Genomic DNA, 24251 nt, shown 5'->3' with positions numbered 1-24251 from the left:
AACTCCTCTTCACCAGTGGACTACCCGTCCCCGCCATGCCCGGATTGAAGGGCGGCCACCATACAGAAAAGGGTTCCGGGTTCAAGCAACCGTGTTTGGCGCCGCAAACGTGATCGCGCAATGCCCCACTGGTCACCAAAAAGCAACGGTCTATTGACAACTGCTTGACCTCGGATATTTTCCGGAGTCATTTTCGGTTGCAGCCCACCTTGGAGGGGTTTGGTATGCAAGTGAAACAAGTACTTCGGGAAACCGGAGTCGTCCTTGCTGCGGGTCTGTTGTACGGATCCGCGGCTTTCGCGCAGTCCAGCGTCATCATCGGCACTGTCATCAATACTGAGGACAAGAAGCCGGCAGCCGATGTCGTTGTGACCGCCACCTCGCCCAACCTGCAGGGCGAGCAGACCGTGGTTACCGACGCACAGGGTAACTACCGTATTCCCCAGCTCCCGCCGGGCACGTATACGCTGCGGTTCGAAAAGGAGTCGTTCAAGCCTTTCGCCCGCCCTGAAATCCAGCTGCTGCTCAACCGCACCATCCGCGTGAACGTGGAGCTGCTCCCTGAGAGCTTCTCGTCGACGGAGACCATCGTTGGCGCCCCGCCGACGATCGACGTCGGTTCGACGAACCAGGGCGTCAACGTCGATCAGGAGTTCATCAAGCGCATCGCGGTGGCCCGTCCGGTCGGCAAGGGCGGCGCGACGCGCTCGTTCGAGTCCCTGGCCGAGCTCGCCCCGGGCGCCCAGTCCGACCAGTACGGCGTGTCCATCAACGGCACGACCTCGCCTGAGAACGGCTACGTGGTGGACGGTCTGTCCACGAACGACCCGGCCTTCGGCGTGAACGCCAGCCCGCTGAGCATCGAGTTCGTGCAGGACGTGAACATCATCACCGGCGGCTACATGCCGGAGTTCGGTCGCTCCACGGGCGGTGTGATCAACGCGGTGACCCGGTCGGGCTCCAACGAGTTCCACGGCTCCGTGTTCGCCAACTGGACGCCGGGCGCGCTGGAAGGCAACCGCAAGCTGGTCATCGAGGACGGCACCACGGTCACCGGCCTGAACGCCCTGAGCAACCTGGGCGACTTCGGCGCGACCCTCGGCGGCCCCATCCTCAAGGACAAGCTCTGGTTCTTCGCCGGCTTCGCGCCGTCGTTCCAGCGCTACGAGCACACCCGCGCCCTCAACGCCTTCACGCTGGATGACGACGGCGCGGTGGCGAAGGATGCGAACGGCTTCAGCGTCGTCCAGCAGATCCCGGGTTCCGAGCGGACGTACTTCGCGGACTCCCGCACGATCCAGTTCATGGGCAAGCTGACGTACCTCATCAACCAGGACCACAACGTGTCGTTCGCCCTGAACGGCACCCCGACCGTGTCGGGTGGTCTGGGCAAGCTGCAGATCAGCCCCCGCTCGGGCGGTCTGCCGGCCGCGCAGAACTCGCGTCCGGAGGACATCGGCCAGACGGAGAACCGCGCGAACACCACGGCGCTCGCCCTCAAGTACGCGGGCGCGTTCATGGACAAGAAGGTCCTGGTCGACGCCAACCTCGGTTGGTTCCACCAGACCGCGTCCACGCCTCCGGCGGACGGCAGCGCCATCGGCGCGACCAACGGCCTGGCGGGCTACGCCCTGGCGCAGTACACCCGCACGCGTCCCCTGACGCAGTTCGAGAACGTCCCGAACGCGGAAGAGTACTGCGGCACGTCCGCGGCCGAGCAGGCCCTGCGCTGCCCGGCGACGAACTACTACGTCGGCGGCCCTGGCTTCATGTCCGAGGCCACCCTGGATCGCTACCAGATCAACGCGAAGGCCACGTACCTGCTGAACGCGGCCGGCACGCACGTCTTCAAGGCGGGCGTGGACACGGAGTTCCTGACCTTCGATCAGAAGAAGGCCTACTCCGGTAGCGTGTTCCTCCAGGAGAGCAGCGGCACGGTGAACGGCCGCCGCATCTGGGTGGACAACCGTCGCTACGGCTACCAGACGGCCCCGGACACCCCGGTGTTCGAGACCCTGCAGCAGTCCTCCACGAGCGGCACCACCATCGGTGGCTTCCTCCAGGACAGCTGGTCCATCGCGAACCGCGTCACCCTGAACCTGGGCGTGCGCTACGACGTGCAGTCCATGTACGGCGGCGACGGCAACCTGGCGCTGAAGCTCGGCAACCAGTGGTCGCCCCGCATCGGCGCCGTGGTGGATCCGTTCGCCAACGGCCGCGCGAAGCTGTTCGTCAACTTCGCCCGGTACTACGAGCAGGTTCCGCTCAACATGATGGACCGCGCCTTCCCGGGTGAGCGCCGCTTCAGCGCGCGTCGCTACCTGGCGGAGCCGGGCGCCGCGGGCGGCTGCGATCCTTCCACCCTGGAAGGCCAGCGCGGCAACTGCGCGTCCGACGCGTTCATCGCGCCGCGCGCGGAGAACACCGCGAACGCGAACCAGCTCTACTCTGGCGGTCTGGTGCAGAGCGAGCCGGTCGATCCGGACATCGAGCCCCAGTCCTCCGACGAGTTCGTGGTCGGCGGCGAGTACGAGCTCCTGGCGAACACCCGCCTGGGCGCGACGTACACGCACCGCGACATGAACAAGGTCATCGAGGACATGAGCCGCGATGACGGCAACACGTACTTCCTCGGCAACCCCGGCAGCGGCTTCGCCAAGGAATTCCCGACCCCGCAGCGTGACTACGACGCGGTCACCGTCTACCTGAACCGCACGTTCACGGACGGCTGGCTGGCGCAGGCGAGCTACACGTGGTCCCGCCTGTACGGCAACTACCCCGGTCTGTTCCGTCCGGAGAACAACCAGCTCGACCCGAACATCCTCGCGGACTTCGACCTGATTGCCCTCCTGAACAACCGCTCGGGTCTGCTGCCCTTCGACCGCACGCACGCCATCAAGGTGTTCGGCGCCAAGGAGATCAACATCTCCAACGCGCTGTCCGCGAGCATCGGTCTGTCCTACCGCGGCAACTCCGGCACGCCGATCAGCTACCTCGGCGCGTACCCGGGCTACGGCCAGGATGAGACGTTCATCCTGCCGCGCGGCAGCGGCGGTCGCACCCCGTGGATCAACAGCATCGACTCCAACGTGGGCGTGAACTACCGCGTGAGCAAGGACAGCGTGGTGTCCTTCACCCTGGACGTGTTCAACCTCTTCAACTTCCAGGGCGTGGACAGCGTGGACGAGTCCTACACGTTCTCGCAGGTCCTCCCGGTCTACGACGCGAAGACCAAGACCTCGGGCACCGTGGCCGACCTGCCGTCTGACGGCAACGAGGGCAAGGTTCTGCGCGCGGACGGCTCCGGCGAGTTCCTGCCGGCCGACGAAGTGAACAAGAACTACAAGAACCCGGACCGTTACCAGGCCCCGCGGCAGATCCGCTTCGGTGTCCGGTACACGTTCTAACCACCCGACCACGTGAGGAAGATCAGCAACATGCGCAAGAGCATTCTTTCGACGGTGGTGATGCTGGGAGCCGCGGGCAGCCTGACCGCCTGCGACTTCGAGCAGCCGAACCCCGGGTGCATCGTCCAGGACGCGTCCTTCGCGAACTGGTACGCCAAGTACGACGCGGTCGGCGCTCCCACGGGCGCGGACTGCAGCCGGTTCGAGCCGCTCACGGGTGAGCAGCTGGGTGTGTGGAAGTTCGCGGACCCGAAGCTGAACACGGCCAAGCTGGTGATCCGTCCCCTGACGCTCGCCGGCCTGGGTCAGTTCGACGCGACCAACACGTTCGACGGGCTGCAGGCGACGGGCAACCTGTCCACGACGACGGACGCGGACGACTTCTGCTCGGCCACGGACTTCAACTCGGCGGGCGTCAACGCGAACACGGGCAAGGCCAACGAGGGCAAGCCGAACGAGATCGACTACTCGGTGAACCCGAGTGCGAAGACCTACCAGTTCGCCAACGTCCGGGTTTACTCGAACCCTGGCGCGCCGGGCACGCAGATGACCGGCGAGCTGACCTACACGAGCAACGGCTGCACCGCGCAGTACGTCATGCGCGCGGTCTGGCCGGTGACGGGTTGCGACCCCGAGCTGGATCCGAACGTGGAGGAGAACTTCGTCTCCACGTGCGGCCTCGGCTCCGGTATCAACCCGGACTTCGCGGTGACGTGCGATCCCGAGCTCGGGTTCTGCGTCCCGACGAACGCCATCCCGTCCTTCAAGTAGTCGGTACTGACCGACCCTGAAGGCCAACGCGGCCCCGGCAGCCCCTCCCCCACGTGGGAGTGGCGGTCCGGGGCCGCGCTGTTGTTAGTGTCTGGAATCCACTGTCAGGAGGACCATGGAGGGCCGATACGAACTCATCGAGCACGTCTGCTCGCTTCTCGCGGACGAAGTGGGGACGCTCCGCAAGGAGGCGCCCTACCGGGTCGCGCTCTGCTACCCGAGCCCCTACCACGTGGGCATGAGCTCGCTGGGCTACCAGGCCATCTACCGGGAGGTGCATGCGCACGCGGGCGCGACCGCGGAGCGTGTCTTTCTTCCGGATGATGTCGAGACATACAAGAGAATAAGGACGCCATTGTTTACCTGGGAATCCCAGGCACCGGTGTCTGGCTTTGAAATGCTTGCATTCTCCGTGGCTTACGAATTGGAACTCACGGGTTTGTTCACGATGTTGGAGTTGTCTGGTTTGCCGGTTCTTGCCTCGGAGCGGGATGCAAGGCATCCGCTGGTGGTGGCGGGCGGCCCGCTGACGTTCTCCAACCCGGATCCGCTGGAGCCCTTCGTGGACGTGCTCGTCCAGGGGGAGGCGGAGGATCTGATCCACGTGCTGCTGGAGGCCGCGGCCTCCATGGAGCGCGAGGCGCTGCTGGATCACCTGGCGAAGGTCCCGGGCTTCCGGGTGCCCGGGCGGGGCGGCGGGGCGCGCTACCACGTGGCGAAGGCGACGGACGCCCGGCTGCCGGCTCGCACGCAGATCATCACGCCGCACACGGAGCTGCGCTCGATGTTCCTCATCGAGCCGGAGCGGGGCTGCTCGCGCGGCTGCCACTACTGCGTCATGCGCCGCACGACGAATGGCGGCATGCGCACGGTGCCCCCGGAGCGCATCCTGTCGCTCATCCCGGACCATGCGAAGCGCGTGGGGCTGGTGGGCGCGGCGGTGACGGACCACCCGCGCATCGTGGAGCTCCTGCGCACCCTCGTGGATTCAGGGCGCGAGGTGGGCGTGTCCTCGCTGCGCGCGGACCGGCTCACGCAGGAGCTGGTGGATCAGCTGCGGCGGGGCGGGGCGACGAACCTCACGGTGGCCGCGGACGGGGCCTCGCAGAAGATGCGGGACCTGGTGGACCGCAAGCACTCCGAAGAGCAGATCGTCCGGGCCGCGCAGTTCGCTCGCACCGCGGGCATGAAGCAGCTCAAGGTCTACAACGTGGTGGGCCTCCCGCATGAGGAGGACGCGGACATCGACGAGTTGATCCGCTTCACCACGGAGCTGTCGCGCATCCTGCCCGTGGCGCTGGGGGTGGCGCCCTTCGTGGCCAAGCGCAACACGCCGCTGGACGGGGCGCCCTTCGCGGGGCTGCGTGAGGTGGAGAACAAGCTGGAGCGGCTGCGCAAGGGCCTGCGCGGGCGGGCGGAGGTGCGGCCCACGTCCGCGCGCTGGGCCTGGGTGGAGTACATGCTGGCCCAGTGCGGCCCGGAGGCCGGGCTGGCCGCCATGGACGCCTGGCGCGCGGGAGGCAGCTTCGCCGCGTGGAAGCGGGCATTCCAGGAGCGCGGGTGCGAGCCGTACCTGGCCCGCCGCGTGGAGGACGGGCGGCGCCAGCCCACGGTGTGGCCCATCGTGCCGGGTCGCCCACCGCCCCAGCCGTCCGCCGCCTGACGGGGCCCGCAAAGGCCGTATTCGCCGGGCTCCGCTTTCGCTAGAAGACGGCCAGCGGGGCCGATGGCCGGCACTCGCATGGCCTCGGAGAGCATCTGGTGAGCACGCAGCGCGTGGAAAAGTCGTGGCAGAAGACGGGCCTCAAGGACTACTCGACGGAGGCCCTGCTGGGCACGCTGGGGCACTACGGCGTCCCCGTGGGCGAAGAGGACTACCGCAAGCTGGCGGAGTCCGCCTATCCGCTCGGCATCGCCCAGCAGTGGGCGGCGAAGTGGAAGGGCACCGGCCCCTTCAAGGACTACGTCGTGGCCGCGGCCGTGGAGCTGTGGCGCCGGTGGATGCCGGACCGCGTGTCCCCGCAGGACTTCACGCAGGCGCTGGCGACGCTGATGCAGGTGCTGGTGCACAAGCTCAACGGCGCGAAGGAGGCCCCCGTGGCTTCCGCCTTCGAGCACGTGAAGGCGCTGCGCTCGAAGCTGACGGTGGATGACAAGGGCGCGCTGCCCCAGCCGTTCCTCCAGGAGGCGCTGGCGCCCTTCTCGGAGAAGGACGCGGAGCTGTTCGACAGCCTGGCGGAGTCGCTGGCGGCCCAGGGGCACCTGGACGACGCGTCGGCCTTCGCCGACGTGGAGGAGTTCCTGCTGCCCGACCGGCGCGGCATCTCCCAGGCGGTGGTCCGCGCCGCGAAGGGCGAGCGCGAGCCCGCCATCCAGGACCTCAAGAACCTCATCCACGACACGGCGCGCGCGCCCATCTCCCGCCTGCTGGCGGTGGACGGCCTCATCCACCTGCAGGCGTGGATCGACGCGAACGTCGAGGGCCGGGGCCTGCTGGCGGAGGCGGAGAAGTCCAACGACATCCACCTGGCGCTCGACCTGGTGCCCCGCCTGGAGCACGTCTTCAAGCAGCAGAACGACCGGTCCGCGCTGCTGGAGCTGATGGGCACGCAGGAGCGGCTGGAGGCCCTGCACGACAAGATGCACCCGGGCCACCGGGCGCACCGTCACCAGCACGCGCAGCCCCAGCGCCGCCGCTAGGCGACCGGGCTGCTCAAGTCCCCGTGCGCCGGGGGCCCTGGGACTCCGGGGCCTCTGGCGCCGCGCGCTTGAGCTTCACCGTGACGACGCCGGGCACGCCTTCCGCCACGTCCCGCACGGGCACCACGGCGCCCACGGTGGTGTAGCGGATGGCGCCCGTCTGGGTGAAGGCGTGCTTGAGGTCGTACTCCTTCGCGCGGGGGAGGAACCACTCGCGCACCCGGGGCAGGGGCAGCGCGTGCAGCTCGCCCTGCGTGAGGAACACGTACAGCATCAGGTCCGCGCCGCTGTAGAGGAAGCAGCCCGGGGTGTCCTTCTCCAGGTTGGAGATGAGCTCGAAGAAGTAGCGGCGGCGGGTGGCCTGCCGGTCGCCCTTCACCTCGATGCCTCGCACCTCTCCGGTGGGCAGCTCCCAGAGCAGGTCCACGCCCCGGTGCTGGAAGCGCGGATCCAGCTGCACGTCGTGCACGCGCGAGCCGGGCTCCGTCTCCAGGAGCCACGCGCGGGCGTGCTGCACGGCCCGGTCGGCCGCGCCCTGCACGCCCCGCATGCTGAAGCTGCGTCCACCCATCGCGGTTAGCGGCGCAGCTCGACGCCGGAGGCCACGAGCTGAACCTCGCGGGGCTTGCCGTCGGCGCCGCGCGGGACGATGGCGCCTTCCGCCTCGTAGTGCTTCGCGTGGGCGTCGCTCAGCTCCGCGACCTTCACCACGCCCTCCACGCGCGCCTGCGAGCCCGCGGAGTCCAGCGGGACGAAGAAGCCGTAGTCCTTGAACGTCACGCGCACGCCGGGGCTCTTGGCGTCCTGGGCCAGCTCCAGCCAGCAGCCCTTCTTCTCACACGCCTTGCGCACCTGGCCCTCCACGCGGACGACCTTGCCGTCGTGGGCCTGGGGCTTCGCGAGCAGCTCCGCGAGCTTCACCGTGGGTTCGCCCTTGAGGGGCTCGCCGCGGGTGAGCGTCCAGGCGCCGGAGCTGGCGGCCTTGGCGGCCTCGGGCGTCTTGGCGTCGGCGGGGTGGTGGCAGTCGCTCGCGGCCGCTTCGGACTTGGCCTTGGCGGGCGCGGGCGTCTTGTCCGCCGCGAGGGCCACGAGGGGAGCGGCGACCAGCATCACGAGGGCGGTGCGGAGCATGTGCATGCCCGTTCGCTTAGCCCAGGTTTCCCGGGCCCGGCAAGGCGCCCCTTCCATCCTCGCGACCTATCCCGCACACTCGGCGTGAGGTGCGCATGAAGGTCACCATCCCCGCTCCCAACCGACGGTTGGGGACATTCGAATGGCTCGGGCTCGTCGGGCTGGGTGGGCTGCTCGTGGGGCGCTACGTCCCCGTGGCCCGCATCATCCCGTTCTGGGGCTGTGTGCTGCGCGAGCACACGGGCTGGCCCTGCCTGGGCTGTGGGCTCACCCGCGTGGCGGACCGCGTCGCGCACTTCAACATCCCGGGCGCGTGGGAGGCCAACCCCCTGGGCACCGTGTGCGCGCTGCTGTTCGCGCTGGCCGCGCTGGTGACGGTGCTGCACTTCCTCTTCGCGCTGCCCATCCCGGAGGTGGAGCTGGACGAGCGCGAGTGGCTGTGGGTGCGCATCGCGTTCCCGCTGGTGTTGCTGGTGAATTACGCCTACGTCGTGGTGCACACCCGTTTCCCGCACCTGCTGTCCTGAAGGGCGGGACCCTGTCCTCTTCCGTGCTCTCCGCGTTCCTCCTGCTGGGCTACCTCTGCGGCTCCGTCCCCTTCGGCGTGCTGCTGACGCGGTGGTTTCGCGGAGTGGACGTGCGCGCCAGCGGCAGCGGCAACATCGGCGCCACCAACGTCACGCGCGTCGCCGGCAAGAAGCTGGGCGCGGTGGTGCTGCTGCTGGACGCGCTCAAGGCCGTGCTGCCGGTGGGGCTGGCCGTGCACTTCATGCCCGGGGACGCGCGGGCGCACGCGCTGGTGGGCCTGGCCGCGGTGCTGGGGCACGTGTACCCGGTGTGGCTCAAGCTCCAGGGCGGCAAGGGCGTGGCGACCGCGCTGGGCGTGCTGGTGGTGCTGGTGCCCAAGGCGGCGCTCGCGGGGGCCATCATCTACGGGCTGGTGGTGGCCCGGTGGCGCGTGAGCTCCGTGGGCTCTCTGTCCGCGGCGGTGGTCGCCATCGCCACCGCGTTCCTCACCGCGCGCTCCCGCGAGTACGTGCTGCTCACCGCGGGGCTATTCGTCCTGATGCTCTGGACGCACCGGAGCAACCTCCAGCGACTCGCCCGGCGTTCCGAGAACCGGCTTTGAGCCGGGGGGCAGCGGCGGGGCGCGGTAGCCCAGGAGCGTGCAGGGGATGGGGCCGTTCCACACGTCGCGCCGGGCCATGGGGCGCGCGTGGAAGGCGCTCTCGAAGGCGGGGTTGCCGGACAGCACCCAGACGCGCCAGCCCGGCAGCGCGCGCAGGCTGTCACCCAGCTTGAAGTAGAAGGTCTTCATGCCCTTCTGGCCACCGGAGCCGAGCCGGTCACCGTAGGGCGGGTTGGTGAGGATGAGCCCTCCGCCCTCGGGAAGGGGCGGCAGCTTCGTCGCGTCACCTTCCGCGAGCGTGATCTCCTCGCCCAGCCGGGCCGCCTTCACGTTGCGGTCCGCGGCCTCCAGCGCCTCGTCGCTCTTGTCGAAGCCGAGGATGGGGACCTCCACCTTGCGCTCGTTGCGCCGTGCATCCGCGCGCAGGTCCGCGAGCAGCTCCTTCGCGCGCGTGCCCAGGTGCGGCCAGCGCTCCACCGCGAAGCTCCGGTTGATGCCGGGGGCGCGCTTGCGCGCGATGAGGCCGCCCTCGATGACGAGGGTGCCCGAGCCGCACATGGGGTCCACCAGCGCCTCCGTGCCGGTGTAGCCCGCCGCGCGCAGCAGGGCCGCGGCCAGGTTCTCCTTCAGGGGCGCGGGGGTGGGGCGCACGCGGTAGCCGCGCCGGTGCAGCGGCTCTCCGACGAGGTCCAGGGAGAGCGACAGCTTCTCCTTCACCAGGTGCGCCACCACGGACACGTCCGGGTTGCGCGTGTCCACGTCCGGCCGCGAGCCCAGCTTGTCGCGCAGGCGGTCCACGATGGCGTCTTTCACCTTCAGGGCCACGAAGCCGGAGTGCGCGTGCTCGGTGTCCTTCAGGTTCGCGTCCACGGCGAACGTCACGTTCGTGGTGAGGTGCTCCTCCCACGGGACGCTGGCCACCGCGTCGTAGAGACCCTGGGCGCCGTGGGCGTCGAACTCGCCCAGCGGGTAGAGCACGCGCATGGCGATGCGGGACCAGAGGCAGACGTTGAGGGCCTCGTCGAGCGCGGCCATGAAGCGCACGCCGCCGCGGTCCTGGCGGATGCGCTTCGCGCCAAGCTCCTTCAGCTCCTCGGCGAGCAGGTCCTCGGTGCCACGCGCGGCGGTGGCGAATAGGGCAAGACGTTCAGCCATGGTGCACCGCCCTTAGACGACCCGGGGGCGATTGGGAACTGCTCAGGTGGCCACGACCTCGTACATCGTGAAGGTGGCGTCCTCCTGGGACGCGCTGGCCCCCTTCGCCCGCTGGAAGTCCTCCGACTGGAAGTAGGCCTTCATGGCGTCCCGGTCCCTCCAGCGGGTGACGAGCAGGATTTCAGGCGAGCGCTCGAACGAGCGCAGCACCTCCAGGCCCAGGAAGCCCGCGTAGCCATCCACGCGCCGCGAGCGCTCCTGGAGCCGCTGGACCCAGCCGTCGGCCTCTTCGGGGGACGCGCGGAAGCGGGAGATGGCGACAATCATTCGGAAAGAACCTCCGGGAGACGGGTGTCCGTTCCCGGAGGCCTTGAAGCGGTGGTGGCGGGCCTACATCGCCCCGGCGCCGGGCATGTCGCCCAGGCCGCGCAGCAGGACCTCGCGAGGCTTGGCGCCGTCCGCGGGGCCCACCACGCCGTCGCGCTCCATGCGCTCAATCATGCGCGCCGCGCGGTTGTAGCCGATGCGCATCTTGCGCTGGAGCATGGAGATGGAGACGGAGCGCATCTCGCTGACCGCCGCGAGCGCCTGGTCGTAGAGCTCGTCGGACAGCTCGTCCTCCTCGCCACCGCCGCCCTCGCCCTCCTCGTCGCGCGGCTTGAGGATGGACTCGTCGAAGACGGGCTTGCCCTGGGCCTTGAGGTGGTCCACCGCCTTCTTGATTTCGTGCTCGGAGACGTAGGCGCCGTGCACGCGCTGCAGGTGCGCGCTCGTGGGCGGCATGATGAGCATGTCGCCCATGCCCAGCAGGGCCTCCGCGCCGACCGTACCGAGAATCGTCATCGAGTCCGGCTTCGAGCGCAGCATGAAGCTGATGCGCGTGGGGAAGTTGGCCTTGATGATGCCGGTGACGACGTCCGTGGACGGGCGCTGCGTCGCGACCATCAGGTGGATGCCGGCGGCGCGCGCCATCTGCGCCAGGCGCGCGACGTAGGTCTCCACCTCGCGGCTCGCGACCATCATGAGGTCCGCGAGCTCGTCGATGATGACGACGATGTAGGGCAGCTTCTTGAGCTCCTTCTTCTCCGGGGACGCGGCCTCCGCCGGAGTGGACTCCTCGCCGTCCTCCTCGAACTCCGCGTCCTCCTCGCCGTCGGCCTCCATGTTCGGGGCGGGCTCGGAGACGATGGCCTCACGCAGGTCCTCGTCGTCCTCGCGCGGCGCCGCCACGCCCAGCCCGTCGCTGGCGGAAGCGGGGGCGGGCACGGTGCTGCCCTCCACGTCCACGACGAACATCTTCTTGGGCTTGGCCTTCTTCTTCGCGGCGGGCGCGGGGGCGGGCTTCTCCTCCGACGCCTGCGTCTCCACCAGCTTGTTGAAGCCGGCGATGTTGCGCACGCCCGCCTCGGACAGCATCTGGTAGCGGCGCTCCATCTCCTCCACCGCCCAGCGCAGCGCGAGCGCGGCCTTCTTCGGGTCGGTGACGACGGGGAGCAGCAGGTGCGGGATGCCCTCGTACACGGAGAGCTCCAGCATCTTCGGGTCCACCATGATGAAGCGGACCTCCTCGGGCGTGGCCTTGAGGAGGATGCTCATGATCATCGAGTTCACCGCCACGGACTTGCCGGAGCCGGTGGTGCCCGCGATGAGCAGGTGGGGAGCCTTCACCAGGTCGAAGACGTACGGCATGCCTTCGATGTCCTTGCCCACGCACATGGTGAGCTTGCTGCTGCTCTTCTGGAACGTGTCCTGCTCCGCGATCTCCTTGAGGAACACCGTCTCGCGGTCGCGGTTGGGGACCTCGATGCCCACCACGCCCTTGCCGGGGATGGGGGCCACGATGCGCACGCGCATGGCCTCCATGGCCATGGCCAGGTCGTCCTGGAGCGCGGCGATCTTGCTGACCTTGATGCCGGGCCCGGGCAGGAACTCGTACATGGTAACGACGGGGCCGGGGCGGATCTCCACGACCTCGCCCACGATGCCGAAGTCCGCCAGCTTCGCGCGCAGCTTCTCCGCCGTGACGAGGAACGCGTCCTTGTCCAGCGCGGAGCGCTCCTTCTTGTCCGCCTCCAGCACGTCCAGCGGGGGCAGCGAGAAGCTCTTGCGGTCACCCACGAACTCGAACTGGTCCTGCGGGCGCTTCGACACGGCGGTGGGCTTGGGCGGCGCCTTGGGCTCCACGATGAGCGGCATGCGCGCCAGCGCGGAGGGCGGCGCGGGCACCAGCGCGTTGCCCGGCCCAGCGGCGGCGGCCGGCTTCTCCATGGCCACGGGCTTCGCGGCGGGCTCGGCCACCACGGGCGCGAGCGCCGCGGCGGGCACCGGCGGCGAGGACGGCGCGGCGGGCGGGGTGACGATCTGGGGCGTCTTGCGCGGGCGGCGCGGGGGCTCGGCCCCGTCCACGTTGGCGGGCAGCTGCGGCTGGGGCGCGAGGAAGGACGCGGCCCAGGCGGGGTCGGCGCCCGGGGGACGGCGCTCGGCGCGCTCCGGGGGCAGCGAGGGCTGCTCGTCGGAGGCGGGCTCGTCCTCTTCCGGCGCCTCGTCGCGGGTGAGCTTCTTCTCCAGCTTCTCGCGCTCCTTCTGCTCCTTGAGCGCCTTCTTCGCGTTGGCGGCCTGCTCCTTCTCGTTCTGGCGGGCCAGGCGCACGGCCTCCTCGGCCAGGGCCTCCGCCTCGGCGGCCTCGGCCTCCTCGGCCAGACGCTCGGCCTCGGACAGCTCCTCCTCCTCGGCCTCCAGCTCCGCGAGGAACGCGGCCTCCTCCTCCTTCTCCTGCGCGAGCCGCTCCTGGCGGGCCGCGTAGTTGACCTTCTGCTGCTCCCAGAAGACGTGCGCGGACTCGGAGACGCGGCGGCCCAGCACGGTGAGGCCGGCCCACACCAGCGAGCACAGCTTGAAGAACGTGTACTGGGTGCCCACGATGAGCGCGGCCGCGCTGATGGCGGTGACGAGGATGATGGTGCCGACGGTGGAGAACATCCCCTCCATCAGGCCGCCCAGGCTCGCGCCCAGCGCGCCGCCGGGCGGGTGGGCCCAGCCCTTGTCCTTGGCGAACATGAGCTGCGCGAGCACGGACACGCTGCAGGTGAGCAGCGCCAGGGAGATGATCTGCGGCAGGCGGCGCCGCTCGCGGTTGCCCACGAAGAGCACCACGGCGGTGTAGATGCCACCCACGGGGATGAGGTAGGCGCACACGCCCAGCGCCCCGCGCAGGCCTTCCGCGATGAGGTGGCCCGTGGGGCCCACCGCGTTGTGGAAGCCGGGTCCCACCCGGTCATGCGCGTCGAACGTGGCGACCGCCAGCAAGGCCAGCAACGAGGCGGCCAGGATGAAGACGCCCACGAGCGCCCGCTTGGCGGGACTGGCCGCGCCGGGCGCCTTCATCTTCTTGTTGTTGAGCGCCTTGCGGCGCGTCGCGATCTCCTGCCGGGAGAGCACCGCCTTCTCGCCCCGGCCACCCTTCTTTGCCGCTGTCATGGACCCCTGTTCCCTCTGCCCGATTCCAGCCGCGTAGCGAGCTGTAGCAATCCGCCCGGCGAGAATAGGGAGGGAGGGGGCGGGGTCAATTTTCCGGCAGGCATCCAAGGGAGCCCCGAGGGGGCGGGGCAGGGCCTACATTTCGGGCGCGTCCGCGTGGCGAGAGGGTATGGTGCCTCCCGTCAAGGAGAACCCAAGAACATGTCCGACCTGAGCCCCGACAAGCCCTCCCACAACGAAGACGACTACTTCGCGCGCGAGGAGATTGAAGCCAAGCGCAAGCTGGCCCTCCAGCAGTCCAAGGAGATGGCCGCCCAGCAGCGCGAGTCGCTCAAGCAGCTGCACTACATGAAGTGCCCCAAGTGCGGCATGGACCTGCAGACGCTCAAGGACGGCAACGTGGAGCTGGAGAGCTGCTTCAACTGCCACGGCGTCTGGCTGGACGCGGGCGAGCTGGAGCAGGTCATCAAGCAGCACGGCCACGAGGGCAGCGGCAAGGTGATGGGCGCCATCCTCAACCTGTTCAAGCGCACGCCGTCCGCGTCGTCCACGTAGCCCCAGCAGTCCGGAGGAGGCTTCCCATGGCCCTCACGCTCGAGCAGGTCCGGCACGTGGCCACCCTGGCGCGGCTGTCGCTGACGCCGCAGGAGGAGGAGCGCTACGCCACCCAGCTGTCCGCGGTCCTGGACGCGGTGGCGGAGCTGGAAGCGCTCGACGTGAGCCAGGTGGAGCCCACCTCCCACGCGACGCTCGCGTCCTCGCTGTCGCGCGAGGACGTGCTGCGTCCGTCGCTGCCCCCGGAAGCAGGGCTCGCCAACGCGCCGGCGAAGGTGGGCACCGCCTTCGCGGTCCCGAAGATTCTGGAGTAGCCCGCCATGTCGTCGCTCACCGACCTGTCGATGCTGGAGCTGGCGGCGAAGCTGGCTTCGCGTGAGGTGTCCTCCGTGGAGGCCACCCGCGCGAGCCTCCAGCGCATCGCCCAGGTGGACCCGAAGGTGCGCGCCTTCCTGCGCGTGGACGAGGCCGGGGCGCTCAAGGCCGCCGAGGCCAGCGACGCGCGCCGCAAGGCGGGCAGCCCGTTGAGCGCGCTCGACGGCGTGCCGGTGGGGCTCAAGGACATCTTCCTCACGGAGGGCGTGGAGACCACCTGTGGCTCGCGCATCCTGGAGGGCTTCGTCCCGCCCTACGACGCCACCGTGGTGCGCCTGCTGAAGGAAGCGGGCCTGCCGATGGTGGGCAAGCTGAACATGGACGAGTTCGCCATGGGCTCGTCCAACGAGTCGAGCGCGTACTTCCCCACCCACAACCCGTGGGACCTGACGCGCACGCCGGGCGGTTCGTCCGGTGGCTCGGCGGCGGCGGTGGCGGCGCGCGAGGTGTTCGGCGCGCTGGGCACCGACACGGGCGGCTCCATCCGCCAGCCCGCGGCGCTCACCAACACCGTGGGGCTCAAGCCCACGTACGGCCGCGTGTCGCGCTACGGCGTCATCGCGTTCGCATCGTCGTTGGACCAGCCGGGCCCCATGGCGCGCACGGTGGGGGACACCGCGGCGCTGTTCCAGCTCATCGCGCGGCATGATCCGCTCGACTCCACCTCCGCGGACGTGGAGACGCCGGACTGCCTCACGGGCCTGGAGGACGGCGTGCGCGGCCTCAAGCTGGGCGTGCCGCGCGAGTACTTCGCGGAGGGCATGGACCCGGAGGTCGCGGGCACGCTGCGCGCGTCGCTGGAGGAGCTGGAGAAGCTGGGCGCGACGCTGGTGGACGTGTCGCTGCCGCACACGAAGTACGCGCTGGCGACGTACTACCTGCTGGCCTCGTCGGAGGCCTCCAGCAACCTGGCGCGCTACGACGGCATCCGCTACGGGCAGCGGGCGAAGGACGCGCGCGGGCTCAAGGAGCTGTACACGCAGACGCGGGGCCAGGGCTTCGGCGCGGAGGTGAAGCGCCGCATCATGCTGGGCACCTACGCGCTGTCCGCCGGCTACTACGACGCCTACTACCTGCGCGCGCAGAAGGTCCGCACGCTCATCCGCGAGGACTTCACGAAGGTGTTCCAGCAGGTGGACGCCATCGTGTCGCCCACGTCGCCGGTGCCGGCGTTCAAGCTGGGCGCGAAGGTGGACGACCCGCTGTCCATGTACCTCATGGACGTCTACACGCTGCCGTGCAACCTGGCGGGCCTGCCCGGCCTGTCCGTGCCGTGCGGCTTCACGCAAGGCGGGCTGCCCATCGGCATGCAGCTCCTGGGGCGCCCCTTCGATGAGGCCCGCCTGCTGAGAATCGCCCGCGCGTTCGAGCGCGAGCACGACTTCTTCCGCCGCGCCGCCCCCGTCTAGCGGGCGCGACACAAGGGTGACACCGCCATGCCCCTGAGCGACTTCCAGACGGTCATCGGCCTCGAGGTCCACGCGCAGCTGCTCACGCAGTCCAAGATCTTCTGCGGCTGCTCCACCGCGTTCGGCGCCGAGCCCAACCACCACACCTGCCCGGTGTGCCTGGGCATGCCCGGCGTGCTGCCGGTGCTCAACCAGCGCGTGGTGGAGTACGCGGTGCGCACGGGCCTGGCGCTCCGGTGCACGGTGAAGCCCACGAGCGTGTGGAGCCGGAAGAACTACTTCTACCCGGACCTGCCCAAGGGCTACCAGATCACCCAGTACGACCAGCCCATCTGCGAGTGGGGCGAGCTGGTCATCGACACGCCGTTGGGTGAGAAGACGGTGCGCGTGCGGCGCATCCACCTGGAGGAGGACGCGGGCAAGAGCGTGCACGACGCGTCCGCGTCCGCGGGCCAGAGCCTGGTGGACCTGAACCGCGCCGGCGTGCCGCTGATGGAGATCGTCAGCGAGCCGGACCTGCGCGACGCGGACGAGGCGGTGGAGTACCTCAAGGCGCTGCGCGACGTGCTGGTGTACCTGGGCGTCAACGACGGCAACCTGGAGGAGGGCAGCTTCCGCTGCGACGCCAACGTGTCGGTGATGCCCAAGGGCTCCACCACGTACGGCCAGCGCTGTGAGCTGAAGAACCTCAACTCGTTCCGCTTCCTCAAGCAGGCCATCGAGTACGAGGCCGCGCGGCAGGTGGACGTCATCGAGTCCGGCGGCAAGGTGGACCAGGAGACGCGCCTCTGGGACGTGAACAAGGGCGTCACCCGGTCCATGCGCTCCAAGGAGGACGCGCACGACTACCGCTACTTCCCGGAGCCGGACCTGCCGCCGCTGCGGGTGTCGGACGCGCTGCGGGACACGCAGCGGCAGTCGCTGCCGGAGCTGCCACGCGCCAAGCGCACGCGCTTCATGAGCGAGTACGGCCTGCCGGCCTACGACGCGCGCATCCTCACCGCCGAGCGCCCGCTGGCGGACTTCTTCGAGGCCTGCGCGAAGCACGTGTCCGACGCGAAGAAGCTCTCCAACTGGTTCCTGGGGGAGCTGAGCCGCCTGCTCAAGGAAGAGGGCACGCCGCTGTCCGCGCTGCGCTTCACCCCGGCGCAGTTGGGTGAGCTGCTGGCCACGGTGGAGAAGGGCACGGTGTCCGCGAACGCGGCGAAGGACGTGCTCGGGGAGATGTTCCGCACGGGCCGCGCGCCGGCGGACATCATCGCGGAGAAGGGCCTCGCGCAGGTGAGCGACGTGGGCGCTGTCGAGGCGGTGGTGGACGACATCCTCGCGAAGAACGCGGGCGAGGTGGAGAAGTACAAGGCCGGCAAGAAGAGCGTGTACGGCTTCTTCGTGGGCCAGGTGATGAAGGCCATGAAGGGCAAGGGCAACCCCGGCCTCGTCAACGAGCTGCTCAAGAAGAAGCTGGGAGACTAACGGGGCACCGTGACGTGGAGCACGTCCTCGCCGCGTGGGTCGGCGGACTGGGCGAGCACGTGCACGTCGTCCGGGCCCCGGCGCTCCAGGATGAGCGAGGGGGCCTCGAAGGCGTTGTCGAAGAAGCCTCCGGTGAGCTGTGGGTTCACCGCGTAGCGCACGCGCTTCAGGGTGCGCAGCTGCGTGAAGAGGCCCTCGTTGAACCACTGCTCGCGGCGCAGCTGCGTCTCGCCCGGCGCGTTGAAGGCCCAGGGCGCGTCCCAGCTCCACGCGTTGGCGGAGGGCTGCGCGAGCACCTCCACGCCCAGGGCATCCAGGTACTGCGCGCAGGGCACGAAGTATGGCTCGCCGGACGTGTGGGGTTCGCGGAAGCCGTCGTAGCAGACGAGCGTGCCCAGCTTCCCGAACGGCGTGTCGAGCACGGGCAGGTCCTCCGGGCGGCCCGGGCTCAGGTGCAGCACGTCCTCCTGCGTGGGCACCAGATTCACCTTTCGCGTGACGCCCACGCAGCGCCCGTCCGGTGAGAACGTGTAGCTGGTGTTGAACGTGCGCGCGCCCGCGGGCTGGTACTCGGGTGTGTCCGGGCCCAGGCGGTTCGTGGGCAGCAGCGCGCTTCCGGCCACCACCCACAATCCGAAGTCGCGCGCGATGCCGGAGAAGGTCTCGTACATGGCCCGGTGCACGCGGGGCGCCACCGTGGCGTAGAGGCATTCCTCCAGCGTCGGCGGATGGAAGGCGCTCCATGTGCGGAACATGCCGAGCCACTCCGCTAGCGCCACGCGCGTCATGGCGCCGTTCGTCGTCTTGCGATTGCGCACGCGCGGCAGGTGCCCCATCAGCCCCAGCGCCGCGCCCACCATCTCCGGCCAGACCGCGAGCGCGGGGTTCAGCGGCTGGCCCGAGGCATCCCGGGGGCGCAGTGCGTCCACGCGGGCGGCGAGCGCCCGGTGGTGCGCGGCGAACGTCTCCGGTGAGGCGTAATCGTCGAGCGTGACGCGCGGCTGGATGGCGAACAGGTCGAGGGAGGTGGCCACGGTGCCGCGAGGATGGCACTGGCCTTCGGGCCACGCGAGCCTCCCGGTGATGGACCGTCAGCTTCCGGGAGTGCCACCGTCGGGGCCGTGCCCGGAGGCCCCGTGACGCGCATGAAGAGGACACTCCACGTCGAGGTGCACCCATTCGTCGACACGGCGGAGGTACTCGCTGGTCGCAAGGTGAAGGCCCGGGGCGTGGCGCACGACAACACCGTGTGGTGGCTCGCGGAAGACGACGAAGTCCTCCACTTCGCGGACGGCTGGGACACCTGGGAGCGATTCACGCTGCCTTGCGGCGCACCGGACTTCGACTACGTCCAACCGCTTCCGGGGGGCGAGGTGCTGCTCGTGAACGCGCGGTGCCGCTACCTCTCGGAGGCTGGGCACGAGCGCAACGCCCACGTCTATTCGCCAGAAGGCACGTTGCTGCGCGAGCTGACCCTGGGGGACGGCATCGCGGACGTGCAGACCACGTCCGATGGACAGGTCTGGGTCAGCTACTTCGACGAGGGCGTCATCGGCAACCGGGGCTGGGGCGGTGATGGATCACGGACGCCCATCGGTGCGGACGGCCTGGTGCGCTTCGATGCGCAGGGACAGCGGCAGGAGAGCGGCGTGCGGATGGCGCTGCCCGGGGAGCTGGGCATCCTGGACTGCTACGCGCTCAACGTCGCTTCGGAGCAGGAGACCTGGTTCTACAGCTACACGGACTTCCCGCTCGTGCGCATGCGTCCGGGTCAGCCCTCCACGGTCTGGGACTCACCGGTGCGAGGCGCGCACGCCATCACCGTCAGCGACACGCACGTGCTGTTCGGGGGCGGCTACGACGACGCCTGCCAGCTCCAGCTCTTCACGCTCTACGACCGGGGCCACCAGCGCCTGGGCCCCGTGGCCCGCGTTGAGCTCACGGACGAGGCGGGCCGCGCGTGGCGGCCCTCGTGGCTCAAGGGCCGGGGGCCCTGGCTCCACGGCGCGGAAGGGACTCGCCACTTCCGCGTGCCCATGGAGGAACTGCTCGCTGCCGCGGCGGCTACTTGAGGAAGCCCAGCTCGCGCAGGCGCTGCTTGAGGAACGCGTCCGCGGTGATGGGCGGGTGGCGCGCGGGGTTGTCCGGCGTCTCCGTCTGCGGCAGCGGCTTCAGCACGCAGTCGGAGTAGGGGTGCACGAAGAAGGGCATCGAGTAGCGCACGGTGTCCTGCTCCGTGCTGGGCGGGTTCACCACCCGGTGCGTGGTGGACGGGATGACGCCGTTCATCACCCGGCTCAGCATGTCGCCCGAGTCCACGACGATCTGCCCGCGCAGCGTGTCCACGGGGATCCACTCGCCGTCGCGCGTGAGCAGCTCCAGGCCGCCCGACGTGCCCTCGCACAGGAGCGTGATGAAGTTGATGTCCTCGTGCTCCGCGGCGCGCACGCCGCCGGGGATGAAGCGGTCCTTCAGCGGCGGGTAGTGGATGAGCCGCAGCACGGAGTTCCCGTCCACCGTCATGTCGCTGAACGTGTTGCGCGCGATGCCCAGGTAGTCCGCCAGCGCCTGGAGCATCACCGTCGCCGCGTCGTCCAGCTCCCGGTAGAGCGTCAGCGTGTTCGTGCGGAAGGTGGGGACCTCCTCCGGCCACACGTTGGCGCCGTAGTCCTCGAGGTAGGGGTGGCCCGCGGGCAGCTCACGGCCCACGTGCCAGAACTCCTTCATGTCCCCCACCTTGCGGTTCTTCGCGTGCTCCTGGCCGAACGCCATGAAGCCGCGCTGGCCCGGACGCTCCGGCACCGCGTAGCGCGTCTTGGTGGACTCCGGCAGTTGGAAGAAGCGCTCCACGTCCGTGTACGTGCGGCGGATGAGCGCGTCGTCGACCCCGTGACCTTCCACGGTCACGAAGCCGAACTCCTTCAGTGCGTCGCCAAACACCTGGACGAAGCGGGCCCGCTCGTCAGGAGTGCCGGAGCGGTAGTGGGACAGGTTCACGGTGGGGATGCGTCGGGCCGAGCGGGACATGCGCGCATCCTATCCGCGTGACACCTTCCTGACACGCCGCAGTCCGCCGCCCAACCGTCACCCCGGCCCAGGGGCTGGGGACCCTCCTCACTTTGCGACACCCACCCTTGGCGGCAGTGGATGCCGGGCTTCCGGGATGTGCAGATTGGGCGGGGAATTGGCCAGGGGGGCGCGGTATGGCCGAAGTCGCGAGGAACGAGCGCACGTGCACAGCGTGCGGGCGGGGACATGGCGAGGGGACGTCGTGCGACACGCTCGTCCGGGAGGCGGGAGGCGGCGCGGCCAGGGCCGTGGAGGCACCGGTCCCCCTGAACGCGGTGGAGGAGGTGGATCCGCTGGTGGGCACCCAGATGGGGAGCTTCCGGCTGGTGCGCCGCGTGGGCCGGGGCGGGATGGGGTCCGTCTACCTGGCGGAGCACGTGTCCATTGGCAGCCGCGTGGCGGTGAAGGTGCTGCATGAACACCTGACGCGCTACCCGGAGCTGGTGCAGCGCTTCCATGCCGAGGCCCGGGCAGTGAACCTCATCGGGCACGAGAACATCGTCAGCATCTTCGACCTCAACGCCTCGGCGCCGCGGCCGTACCTCATCATGGAGTTCCTGGAGGGCGCGCCGCTGTCGGCCTGGGTGGGGACGCCGCTGTCCGCCGGGGCGGTGGTGCCCATGCTCACCCAGGTGTGTGACGCGCTGCATGCGGCGCACGCGCGGGGCATCGTCCACCGCGACCTGAAGCCGGACAACATCTTCCTGGTGAAGCGCGGGCGGGGGATGCCGTTCGTGAAGGTGCTCGACTTCGGCATCGCGAAGCTGGTGGACGCGAGCATGCCGGAGACGGTGGCGGGCATCATCGTGGGGACGCCGGAGTACATGGCCCCGGAGCAGTCTCTGAGCCGGCGCCTGGACGGCCGCGCGGACCTGTACGCGGTGGGCGTCATCGCCTACCAGTTGCTCACCGGGCGGCTGCCCTTTCCCGACGAGGGGCTCACCGCCCAGCTCGTGGCGCACCAGACGCGGCAGCCGCCCGCCCCGCGCTCCATCTGTCCCACGGTGCCGTCCGCGCTGGAGGCGGTGGTGCTGCGCGCGCTGGCCAAGACTCCGGAGGAGCGCTTCCCGAACGCGCTCGCCCTGCGCGCCGCGCTGGAGCAGGCCCTCGCCATGCGGACCCCGCCGCCGCGCGCGGCCGTGGGGGCTCCCCGTCCCGCGCCAGGAGGCCCGGCTCCAAGAACTCCCCCCACGGGGCCCCGGCGCACACCGCCGCTGGCCCCGCCGGGCGCGTCGGGGGGCAAGACGCTCCCGCTGCCCGTGCAGGTGGTGCTGCAGCCGGGCGCGCAGCCCCGGGCCTTCACGGGGTCCGACCTGTCGCGGGGCGGCGTGTTCCTGCACGCGACGGGGGAGCTGCCCCCGCTGTTCGCCCAGGTCCAGGTGGTGCTGCCGCTGGCCTCGGGGCCGCAGTCCGTCACGTGCGAGGTGGTGCGCCACGTCTCCCCGGAGCAGGCCCAGGCCTGGAGCATGCGCCCGGGCTTCGGCGTGCAGTTCGTCGCGCCGTCCACCGCGCTGAAGGCCCGCGTGGAGCAGCACCTGGCTGGCACCCCGGCCTCGCCGCCCCCCGCGCCCCGGGAGCTGCCCGACGACGCCGAGGCCGAGCGCGTGCTGACGATGTGGCACGGGCAGCTGGCCGGGGAGGGCACCCACTACGCGGTGCTGGGGCTGTCCCCGGACGTGGAGCTGGAGCCCGCGCGGGAGCGGGCGCGCGAGCTGTGGACCGCCCTGTCCGCGCTCCGGCAGCGGCCCCTGTCGCGCGGGCAGCGCTCGCGCCTGGAGTCCATGCTGATCCGCGTGCGGGACGCGGGCGACGCCCTGGGCATGCCGCTGCGCCGGGCGCGCTATGACGCCCGGCTGGGCAACGCCCGGGGCGTGGCGCGCTGCCTGGAGGCGGGGCTCACCGCGGCCCAGACGGACGCCCTGCGCCGCGAGTTCCTGGCCGAGCAGCCCCGGGCGGTGGGCACCGCGCGGGTGCACTTCCTCACCGGCACTGCGCTGGAGCGCGACGGCCAGCTCCAGCGGGCCCTGGAGGCCTACGAGCGGGGCCTGGAGCTGGACCCCCTGGAGTGGGAGTACCAGCAGCGCTGGCGGGTGGTGGGCCGGGCGCTGGGCGCCCGCCTGTCCGGCGTCAAAAATGAAAGGGCCCGATTCCCTGGGGAGGGAACCGGGCCCTGACGGCCAGGACTACAGCCTGGGGGCGATTACTCGCCGGCGGACGCGCTGCAGGACGCGCTGATGCTCGTCAGCTTGGCGTAGCAGGACAGCACGCGCAGCTGGTAGGCGCTCTGCTCGGCCTCGGTCTTGTCGGAGCAGCCCTTGACGTCGTTCACGCAGTCGGCGAACTCCTCGAACTTCTTCTTGTCGTCGTCGGTGCAGGACTCGGTGCTCTTCTCACACGCGTCGCGCTCGGCGTCGGTGATCTCACCGTCGTCACCCTCGACCGTGATGCCACACTCCTCGGCCTGGTCCGCCGTCTTGTTGGCGACGTCCTCGAGCTGATCGCAGATGCTGCCGCCGCCGCAGGCAGTGAGCGTGAGCGAAGCCATGGCCGCCAGACCGAACAGGATCTTCTTCATGATGGTTCTCCCCCTCAGGGATGAGGTACAGGTGGAAAGCAAGCGGCGCGCATCCTAACGAGCGCTCGCTTGCGGTCCAGTGGACTTTATTCCGGGATTTCTATTCAAAAGCAAATAGGGAGCTTGGGGGCGGGTTGATCCGCCAACTGCCTTGACTCCCCCCAGGGTTTCCCGTAAGTCCCGCCGTCTTTTAGCGCGCCGGCCGGTCCTCCGTCCGAAATGCGCGTTGGATTCCATGGGTTGAACCAACCCGAAGCTGACAGGGGTTCGACGATGTACGCAGTCATTCGCACGGGCGGAAAGCAGTACCGCGTCGCCGAGGGCGACGTTGTCCGGATCGAGAAGATCGCCGGGGACATCGGCGCCGAGGTCTCGTTCACCGAGGTCCTCCTGCTGGGCGGCTCTGAGAGCCCGAAGGTGGGACAGCCGACGGTCGCGGGCGCGAAGGTCGTGGGCAAGGTGCTGGCGCAGGACAAGCACCGCCGCGTCCTGCACTTCCGCAAGGAGAAGGAAGGCTGGACCCGCCGTCGGGGTCACCGCCAGCCGTACACCGAGGTGAAGGTCACCTCGATCTCCGGCTAGTCGCCTTTCCGGTCATTCCCCACACGAACTTTTAAGGAGCAGGTGTCATGGCCCATAAAAAAGGTCAGGGTTCTTCGCGCAACGGGCGTGATTCCAACCCGCAGTACCGTGGCGTCAAGGTGTACGGCGGTGAGACCATCACGGCGGGCAGCATCCTCGTCCGTCAGGTCGGCACGGTCATCCACCCGGGCACGAACGTGAAGCTCGGTCGCGACTTCACCCTCTTCTCGACGGTGGACGGCGTGGTGAAGTACGAGCGCCTCGGCCGCGACAAGAAGAAGGTGTCCGTGTACCCGGCCGCCGCCGAGCAGGCGAGCGCCTAGTCAGTGGCCCCGGGGCGACCCGGGGCTCGGCTTACCGAGCGGGTCGTTCCCGGTCCTTCCGTTCCCGTTGGGAACGGGTGGATGCGAGGACGGCCCGCTTTGTGTTTTTCCAGGAGGGCT

The 24251-nt window shown here is 69.7% G+C and carries 22 protein-coding genes; 14 read left to right on the top strand and 8 right to left on the bottom strand.

Translation table 11 applies throughout. From position 1 onward, the window contains the following. Positions 1-224: 224 nt before the first annotated feature. The 4 genes from JYK02_RS15195 (at position 225) to JYK02_RS15180 (ending at position 6878) form a co-directional block, all read left to right on the top strand. The gene (locus tag JYK02_RS15195; RefSeq protein WP_207051685.1) at positions 225-3407 is read left to right on the top strand and encodes a TonB-dependent receptor; all 3183 of its coding nucleotides are present in this window, start codon (positions 225-227) and stop codon (positions 3405-3407) included. A 30-nt stretch (positions 3408-3437) separates the two neighbouring features. Further along, the gene (locus JYK02_RS15190; RefSeq protein WP_207051679.1) at positions 3438-4178 is read left to right on the top strand and encodes a hypothetical protein; all 741 of its coding nucleotides are present in this window, start codon (positions 3438-3440) and stop codon (positions 4176-4178) included. A 115-nt stretch (positions 4179-4293) separates the two neighbouring features. After that, positions 4294-5841 (top strand): radical SAM protein, encoded by a 1548-nt coding sequence (locus tag JYK02_RS15185; RefSeq protein WP_207051677.1) that lies wholly within the window; start codon positions 4294-4296, stop codon positions 5839-5841. Positions 5842-5939: 98 nt separating this feature from the next. Next, entirely contained in the window at positions 5940-6878 is a 939-nt protein-coding gene (locus tag JYK02_RS15180; protein WP_207051667.1) for a hypothetical protein, read from the top strand. Between the two features lie 13 nt (positions 6879-6891). Here JYK02_RS15180 and JYK02_RS15175 read toward each other — a convergent pair whose 3' ends face one another. Continuing rightward, the gene (locus JYK02_RS15175; RefSeq protein ID WP_242588755.1) at positions 6892-7428 is read right to left on the bottom strand and encodes a hypothetical protein; all 537 of its coding nucleotides are present in this window, start codon (positions 7426-7428) and stop codon (positions 6892-6894) included. Between the two features lie 26 nt (positions 7429-7454). After that, positions 7455-8015, bottom strand: a complete 561-nt coding sequence (locus JYK02_RS15170) for a DUF4920 domain-containing protein (RefSeq protein WP_207051663.1) — start codon at positions 8013-8015, stop codon at positions 7455-7457. Positions 8016-8104: 89 nt separating this feature from the next. On the opposite strand from JYK02_RS15170, the gene JYK02_RS15165 reads away from it, so the two are divergent. Then, positions 8105-8536, top strand: coding sequence for a DUF2752 domain-containing protein (locus JYK02_RS15165; protein WP_207051662.1), 432 nt, complete (start codon positions 8105-8107; stop codon positions 8534-8536). A gap of 23 nt (positions 8537-8559) precedes the next feature. Continuing rightward, positions 8560-9138, top strand: a complete 579-nt coding sequence (plsY, locus tag JYK02_RS15160) for a glycerol-3-phosphate 1-O-acyltransferase PlsY (RefSeq protein WP_207051660.1) — start codon at positions 8560-8562, stop codon at positions 9136-9138. Here the strand turns inward: plsY and JYK02_RS15155 are convergent. The 3 genes from JYK02_RS15155 to JYK02_RS15145 all read right to left on the bottom strand — a co-directional run bounded on the left by JYK02_RS15155 (position 9064) and on the right by JYK02_RS15145 (position 13770). Further along, the gene (locus tag JYK02_RS15155; RefSeq protein WP_207051658.1) at positions 9064-10293 is read right to left on the bottom strand and encodes a THUMP domain-containing class I SAM-dependent RNA methyltransferase; all 1230 of its coding nucleotides are present in this window, start codon (positions 10291-10293) and stop codon (positions 9064-9066) included. The genes plsY and JYK02_RS15155 overlap by 75 nt on opposite strands. Positions 10294-10335: 42 nt before the next feature. Then, positions 10336-10620: an antibiotic biosynthesis monooxygenase family protein gene (locus tag JYK02_RS15150; RefSeq protein WP_207051656.1), complete on the bottom strand. Its 285-nt coding sequence runs from the start codon at positions 10618-10620 to the stop codon at positions 10336-10338. Positions 10621-10683: 63 nt separating this feature from the next. Next, on the bottom strand, positions 10684-13770 hold the full coding sequence (locus JYK02_RS15145; RefSeq protein WP_207051654.1) for a DNA translocase FtsK 4TM domain-containing protein: 3087 nt from the start codon (positions 13768-13770) through the stop codon (positions 10684-10686). Positions 13771-13971: 201 nt separating this feature from the next. On the opposite strand from JYK02_RS15145, the gene JYK02_RS15140 reads away from it, so the two are divergent. From JYK02_RS15140 to gatB, 4 genes are read left to right on the top strand one after another with little or no spacing between them, the layout of a single operon-like run. After that, the gene (locus JYK02_RS15140) at positions 13972-14325 is read left to right on the top strand and encodes a zf-TFIIB domain-containing protein (protein WP_207051645.1); all 354 of its coding nucleotides are present in this window, start codon (positions 13972-13974) and stop codon (positions 14323-14325) included. A gap of 26 nt (positions 14326-14351) precedes the next feature. Next, positions 14352-14639: an Asp-tRNA(Asn)/Glu-tRNA(Gln) amidotransferase subunit GatC gene (gatC, locus tag JYK02_RS15135; protein WP_207051642.1), complete on the top strand. Its 288-nt coding sequence runs from the start codon at positions 14352-14354 to the stop codon at positions 14637-14639. A gap of 6 nt (positions 14640-14645) precedes the next feature. After that, a complete protein-coding gene (gene gatA / locus JYK02_RS15130) occupies positions 14646-16109 on the top strand; it encodes an Asp-tRNA(Asn)/Glu-tRNA(Gln) amidotransferase subunit GatA (RefSeq protein ID WP_207051640.1) in 1464 nt (487 codons plus the stop codon). Positions 16110-16136: 27 nt separating this feature from the next. After that, positions 16137-17582 carry an Asp-tRNA(Asn)/Glu-tRNA(Gln) amidotransferase subunit GatB gene (gene gatB, locus JYK02_RS15125; RefSeq protein WP_207051638.1) on the top strand — a complete coding sequence of 482 codons (1446 nt, stop codon included), beginning with the start codon at positions 16137-16139 and terminating at the stop codon, positions 17580-17582. Here the strand turns inward: gatB and JYK02_RS15120 are convergent. Next, complete coding sequence (locus JYK02_RS15120; RefSeq protein ID WP_207051636.1) at positions 17579-18616, bottom strand: nitrilase-related carbon-nitrogen hydrolase; 1038 nt, start codon at positions 18614-18616, stop codon at positions 17579-17581. The genes gatB and JYK02_RS15120 overlap by 4 nt on opposite strands. A gap of 111 nt (positions 18617-18727) precedes the next feature. Between JYK02_RS15120 and JYK02_RS15115 the strand changes: the two genes are divergently transcribed. Further along, on the top strand, positions 18728-19654 hold the full coding sequence (locus tag JYK02_RS15115; protein WP_207051634.1) for a hypothetical protein: 927 nt from the start codon (positions 18728-18730) through the stop codon (positions 19652-19654). Here the strand turns inward: JYK02_RS15115 and JYK02_RS15110 are convergent. After that, positions 19647-20609 carry an isopenicillin N synthase family dioxygenase gene (locus JYK02_RS15110; RefSeq protein WP_207051632.1) on the bottom strand — a complete coding sequence of 321 codons (963 nt, stop codon included), beginning with the start codon at positions 20607-20609 and terminating at the stop codon, positions 19647-19649. The two genes, JYK02_RS15115 and JYK02_RS15110, sit on opposite strands and share 8 nt — an antisense overlap. A 176-nt stretch (positions 20610-20785) precedes the next feature. On the opposite strand from JYK02_RS15110, the gene JYK02_RS15105 reads away from it, so the two are divergent. Next, positions 20786-22825 carry a serine/threonine-protein kinase gene (locus tag JYK02_RS15105; RefSeq protein WP_207051630.1) on the top strand — a complete coding sequence of 680 codons (2040 nt, stop codon included), beginning with the start codon at positions 20786-20788 and terminating at the stop codon, positions 22823-22825. Positions 22826-22851: 26 nt separating this feature from the next. Here the strand turns inward: JYK02_RS15105 and JYK02_RS15100 are convergent, their stop codons facing one another. Then, complete coding sequence (locus tag JYK02_RS15100) at positions 22852-23226, bottom strand: hypothetical protein (RefSeq protein WP_207051624.1); 375 nt, start codon at positions 23224-23226, stop codon at positions 22852-22854. Between the two features lie 273 nt (positions 23227-23499). Between JYK02_RS15100 and rplU the strand changes: the two genes are divergently transcribed. Both rplU and rpmA read left to right on the top strand, forming a co-directional pair. Continuing rightward, positions 23500-23808 carry a 50S ribosomal protein L21 gene (gene rplU / locus JYK02_RS15095; RefSeq protein ID WP_014394222.1) on the top strand — a complete coding sequence of 103 codons (309 nt, stop codon included), beginning with the start codon at positions 23500-23502 and terminating at the stop codon, positions 23806-23808. 47 nt (positions 23809-23855) lie between these two features. Beyond that, complete coding sequence (gene rpmA, locus JYK02_RS15090) at positions 23856-24131, top strand: 50S ribosomal protein L27 (protein WP_014394223.1); 276 nt, start codon at positions 23856-23858, stop codon at positions 24129-24131. Positions 24132-24251 lie beyond the last annotated feature (120 nt).

It is taken from the genome of Corallococcus macrosporus (genome assembly GCF_017302985.1).
Taxonomy (GTDB): Bacteria; Myxococcota; Myxococcia; order Myxococcales; family Myxococcaceae; genus Corallococcus; species Corallococcus macrosporus_A.
The sequence above is the reverse complement of the archived record's forward strand: the minus strand, read 5'-3'. Positions and strand labels throughout refer to the sequence as shown.

What these genes read in the sequence shown, in the direction of transcription:
- JYK02_RS15145 (WP_207051654.1), bottom strand. Translation starts at nt 13,770, where the DNA reads ATGACAGCGGCAAAGAAGGGTGGCCGGGGCGAGAAGGCGGTGCTCTCC.
- JYK02_RS15100 (WP_207051624.1), bottom strand. Translation starts at nt 23,226, where the DNA reads ATGAAGAAGATCCTGTTCGGTCTGGCGGCCATGGCTTCGCTCACGCTC.
- JYK02_RS15140 (WP_207051645.1), top strand. Translation starts at nt 13,972, where the DNA reads ATGTCCGACCTGAGCCCCGACAAGCCCTCCCACAACGAAGACGACTAC.
- JYK02_RS15165 (WP_207051662.1), top strand. Translation starts at nt 8,105, where the DNA reads ATGAAGGTCACCATCCCCGCTCCCAACCGACGGTTGGGGACATTCGAA.
- JYK02_RS15190 (WP_207051679.1), top strand. Translation starts at nt 3,438, where the DNA reads ATGCGCAAGAGCATTCTTTCGACGGTGGTGATGCTGGGAGCCGCGGGC.
- rplU (WP_014394222.1), top strand. Translation starts at nt 23,500, where the DNA reads ATGTACGCAGTCATTCGCACGGGCGGAAAGCAGTACCGCGTCGCCGAG.
- JYK02_RS15185 (WP_207051677.1), top strand. Translation starts at nt 4,294, where the DNA reads ATGGAGGGCCGATACGAACTCATCGAGCACGTCTGCTCGCTTCTCGCG.
- gatB (WP_207051638.1), top strand. Translation starts at nt 16,137, where the DNA reads ATGCCCCTGAGCGACTTCCAGACGGTCATCGGCCTCGAGGTCCACGCG.
- JYK02_RS15105 (WP_207051630.1), top strand. Translation starts at nt 20,786, where the DNA reads ATGGCCGAAGTCGCGAGGAACGAGCGCACGTGCACAGCGTGCGGGCGG.
- JYK02_RS15150 (WP_207051656.1), bottom strand. Translation starts at nt 10,620, where the DNA reads ATGATTGTCGCCATCTCCCGCTTCCGCGCGTCCCCCGAAGAGGCCGAC.
- JYK02_RS15110 (WP_207051632.1), bottom strand. Translation starts at nt 20,609, where the DNA reads ATGTCCCGCTCGGCCCGACGCATCCCCACCGTGAACCTGTCCCACTAC.
- gatA (WP_207051640.1), top strand. Translation starts at nt 14,646, where the DNA reads ATGTCGTCGCTCACCGACCTGTCGATGCTGGAGCTGGCGGCGAAGCTG.
- JYK02_RS15195 (WP_207051685.1), top strand. Translation starts at nt 225, where the DNA reads ATGCAAGTGAAACAAGTACTTCGGGAAACCGGAGTCGTCCTTGCTGCG.
- JYK02_RS15155 (WP_207051658.1), bottom strand. Translation starts at nt 10,293, where the DNA reads ATGGCTGAACGTCTTGCCCTATTCGCCACCGCCGCGCGTGGCACCGAG.
- gatC (WP_207051642.1), top strand. Translation starts at nt 14,352, where the DNA reads ATGGCCCTCACGCTCGAGCAGGTCCGGCACGTGGCCACCCTGGCGCGG.
- rpmA (WP_014394223.1), top strand. Translation starts at nt 23,856, where the DNA reads ATGGCCCATAAAAAAGGTCAGGGTTCTTCGCGCAACGGGCGTGATTCC.
- JYK02_RS15170 (WP_207051663.1), bottom strand. Translation starts at nt 8,015, where the DNA reads ATGCACATGCTCCGCACCGCCCTCGTGATGCTGGTCGCCGCTCCCCTC.
- JYK02_RS15175 (WP_242588755.1), bottom strand. Translation starts at nt 7,428, where the DNA reads ATGCGGGGCGTGCAGGGCGCGGCCGACCGGGCCGTGCAGCACGCCCGC.
- JYK02_RS15115 (WP_207051634.1), top strand. Translation starts at nt 18,728, where the DNA reads ATGAAGAGGACACTCCACGTCGAGGTGCACCCATTCGTCGACACGGCG.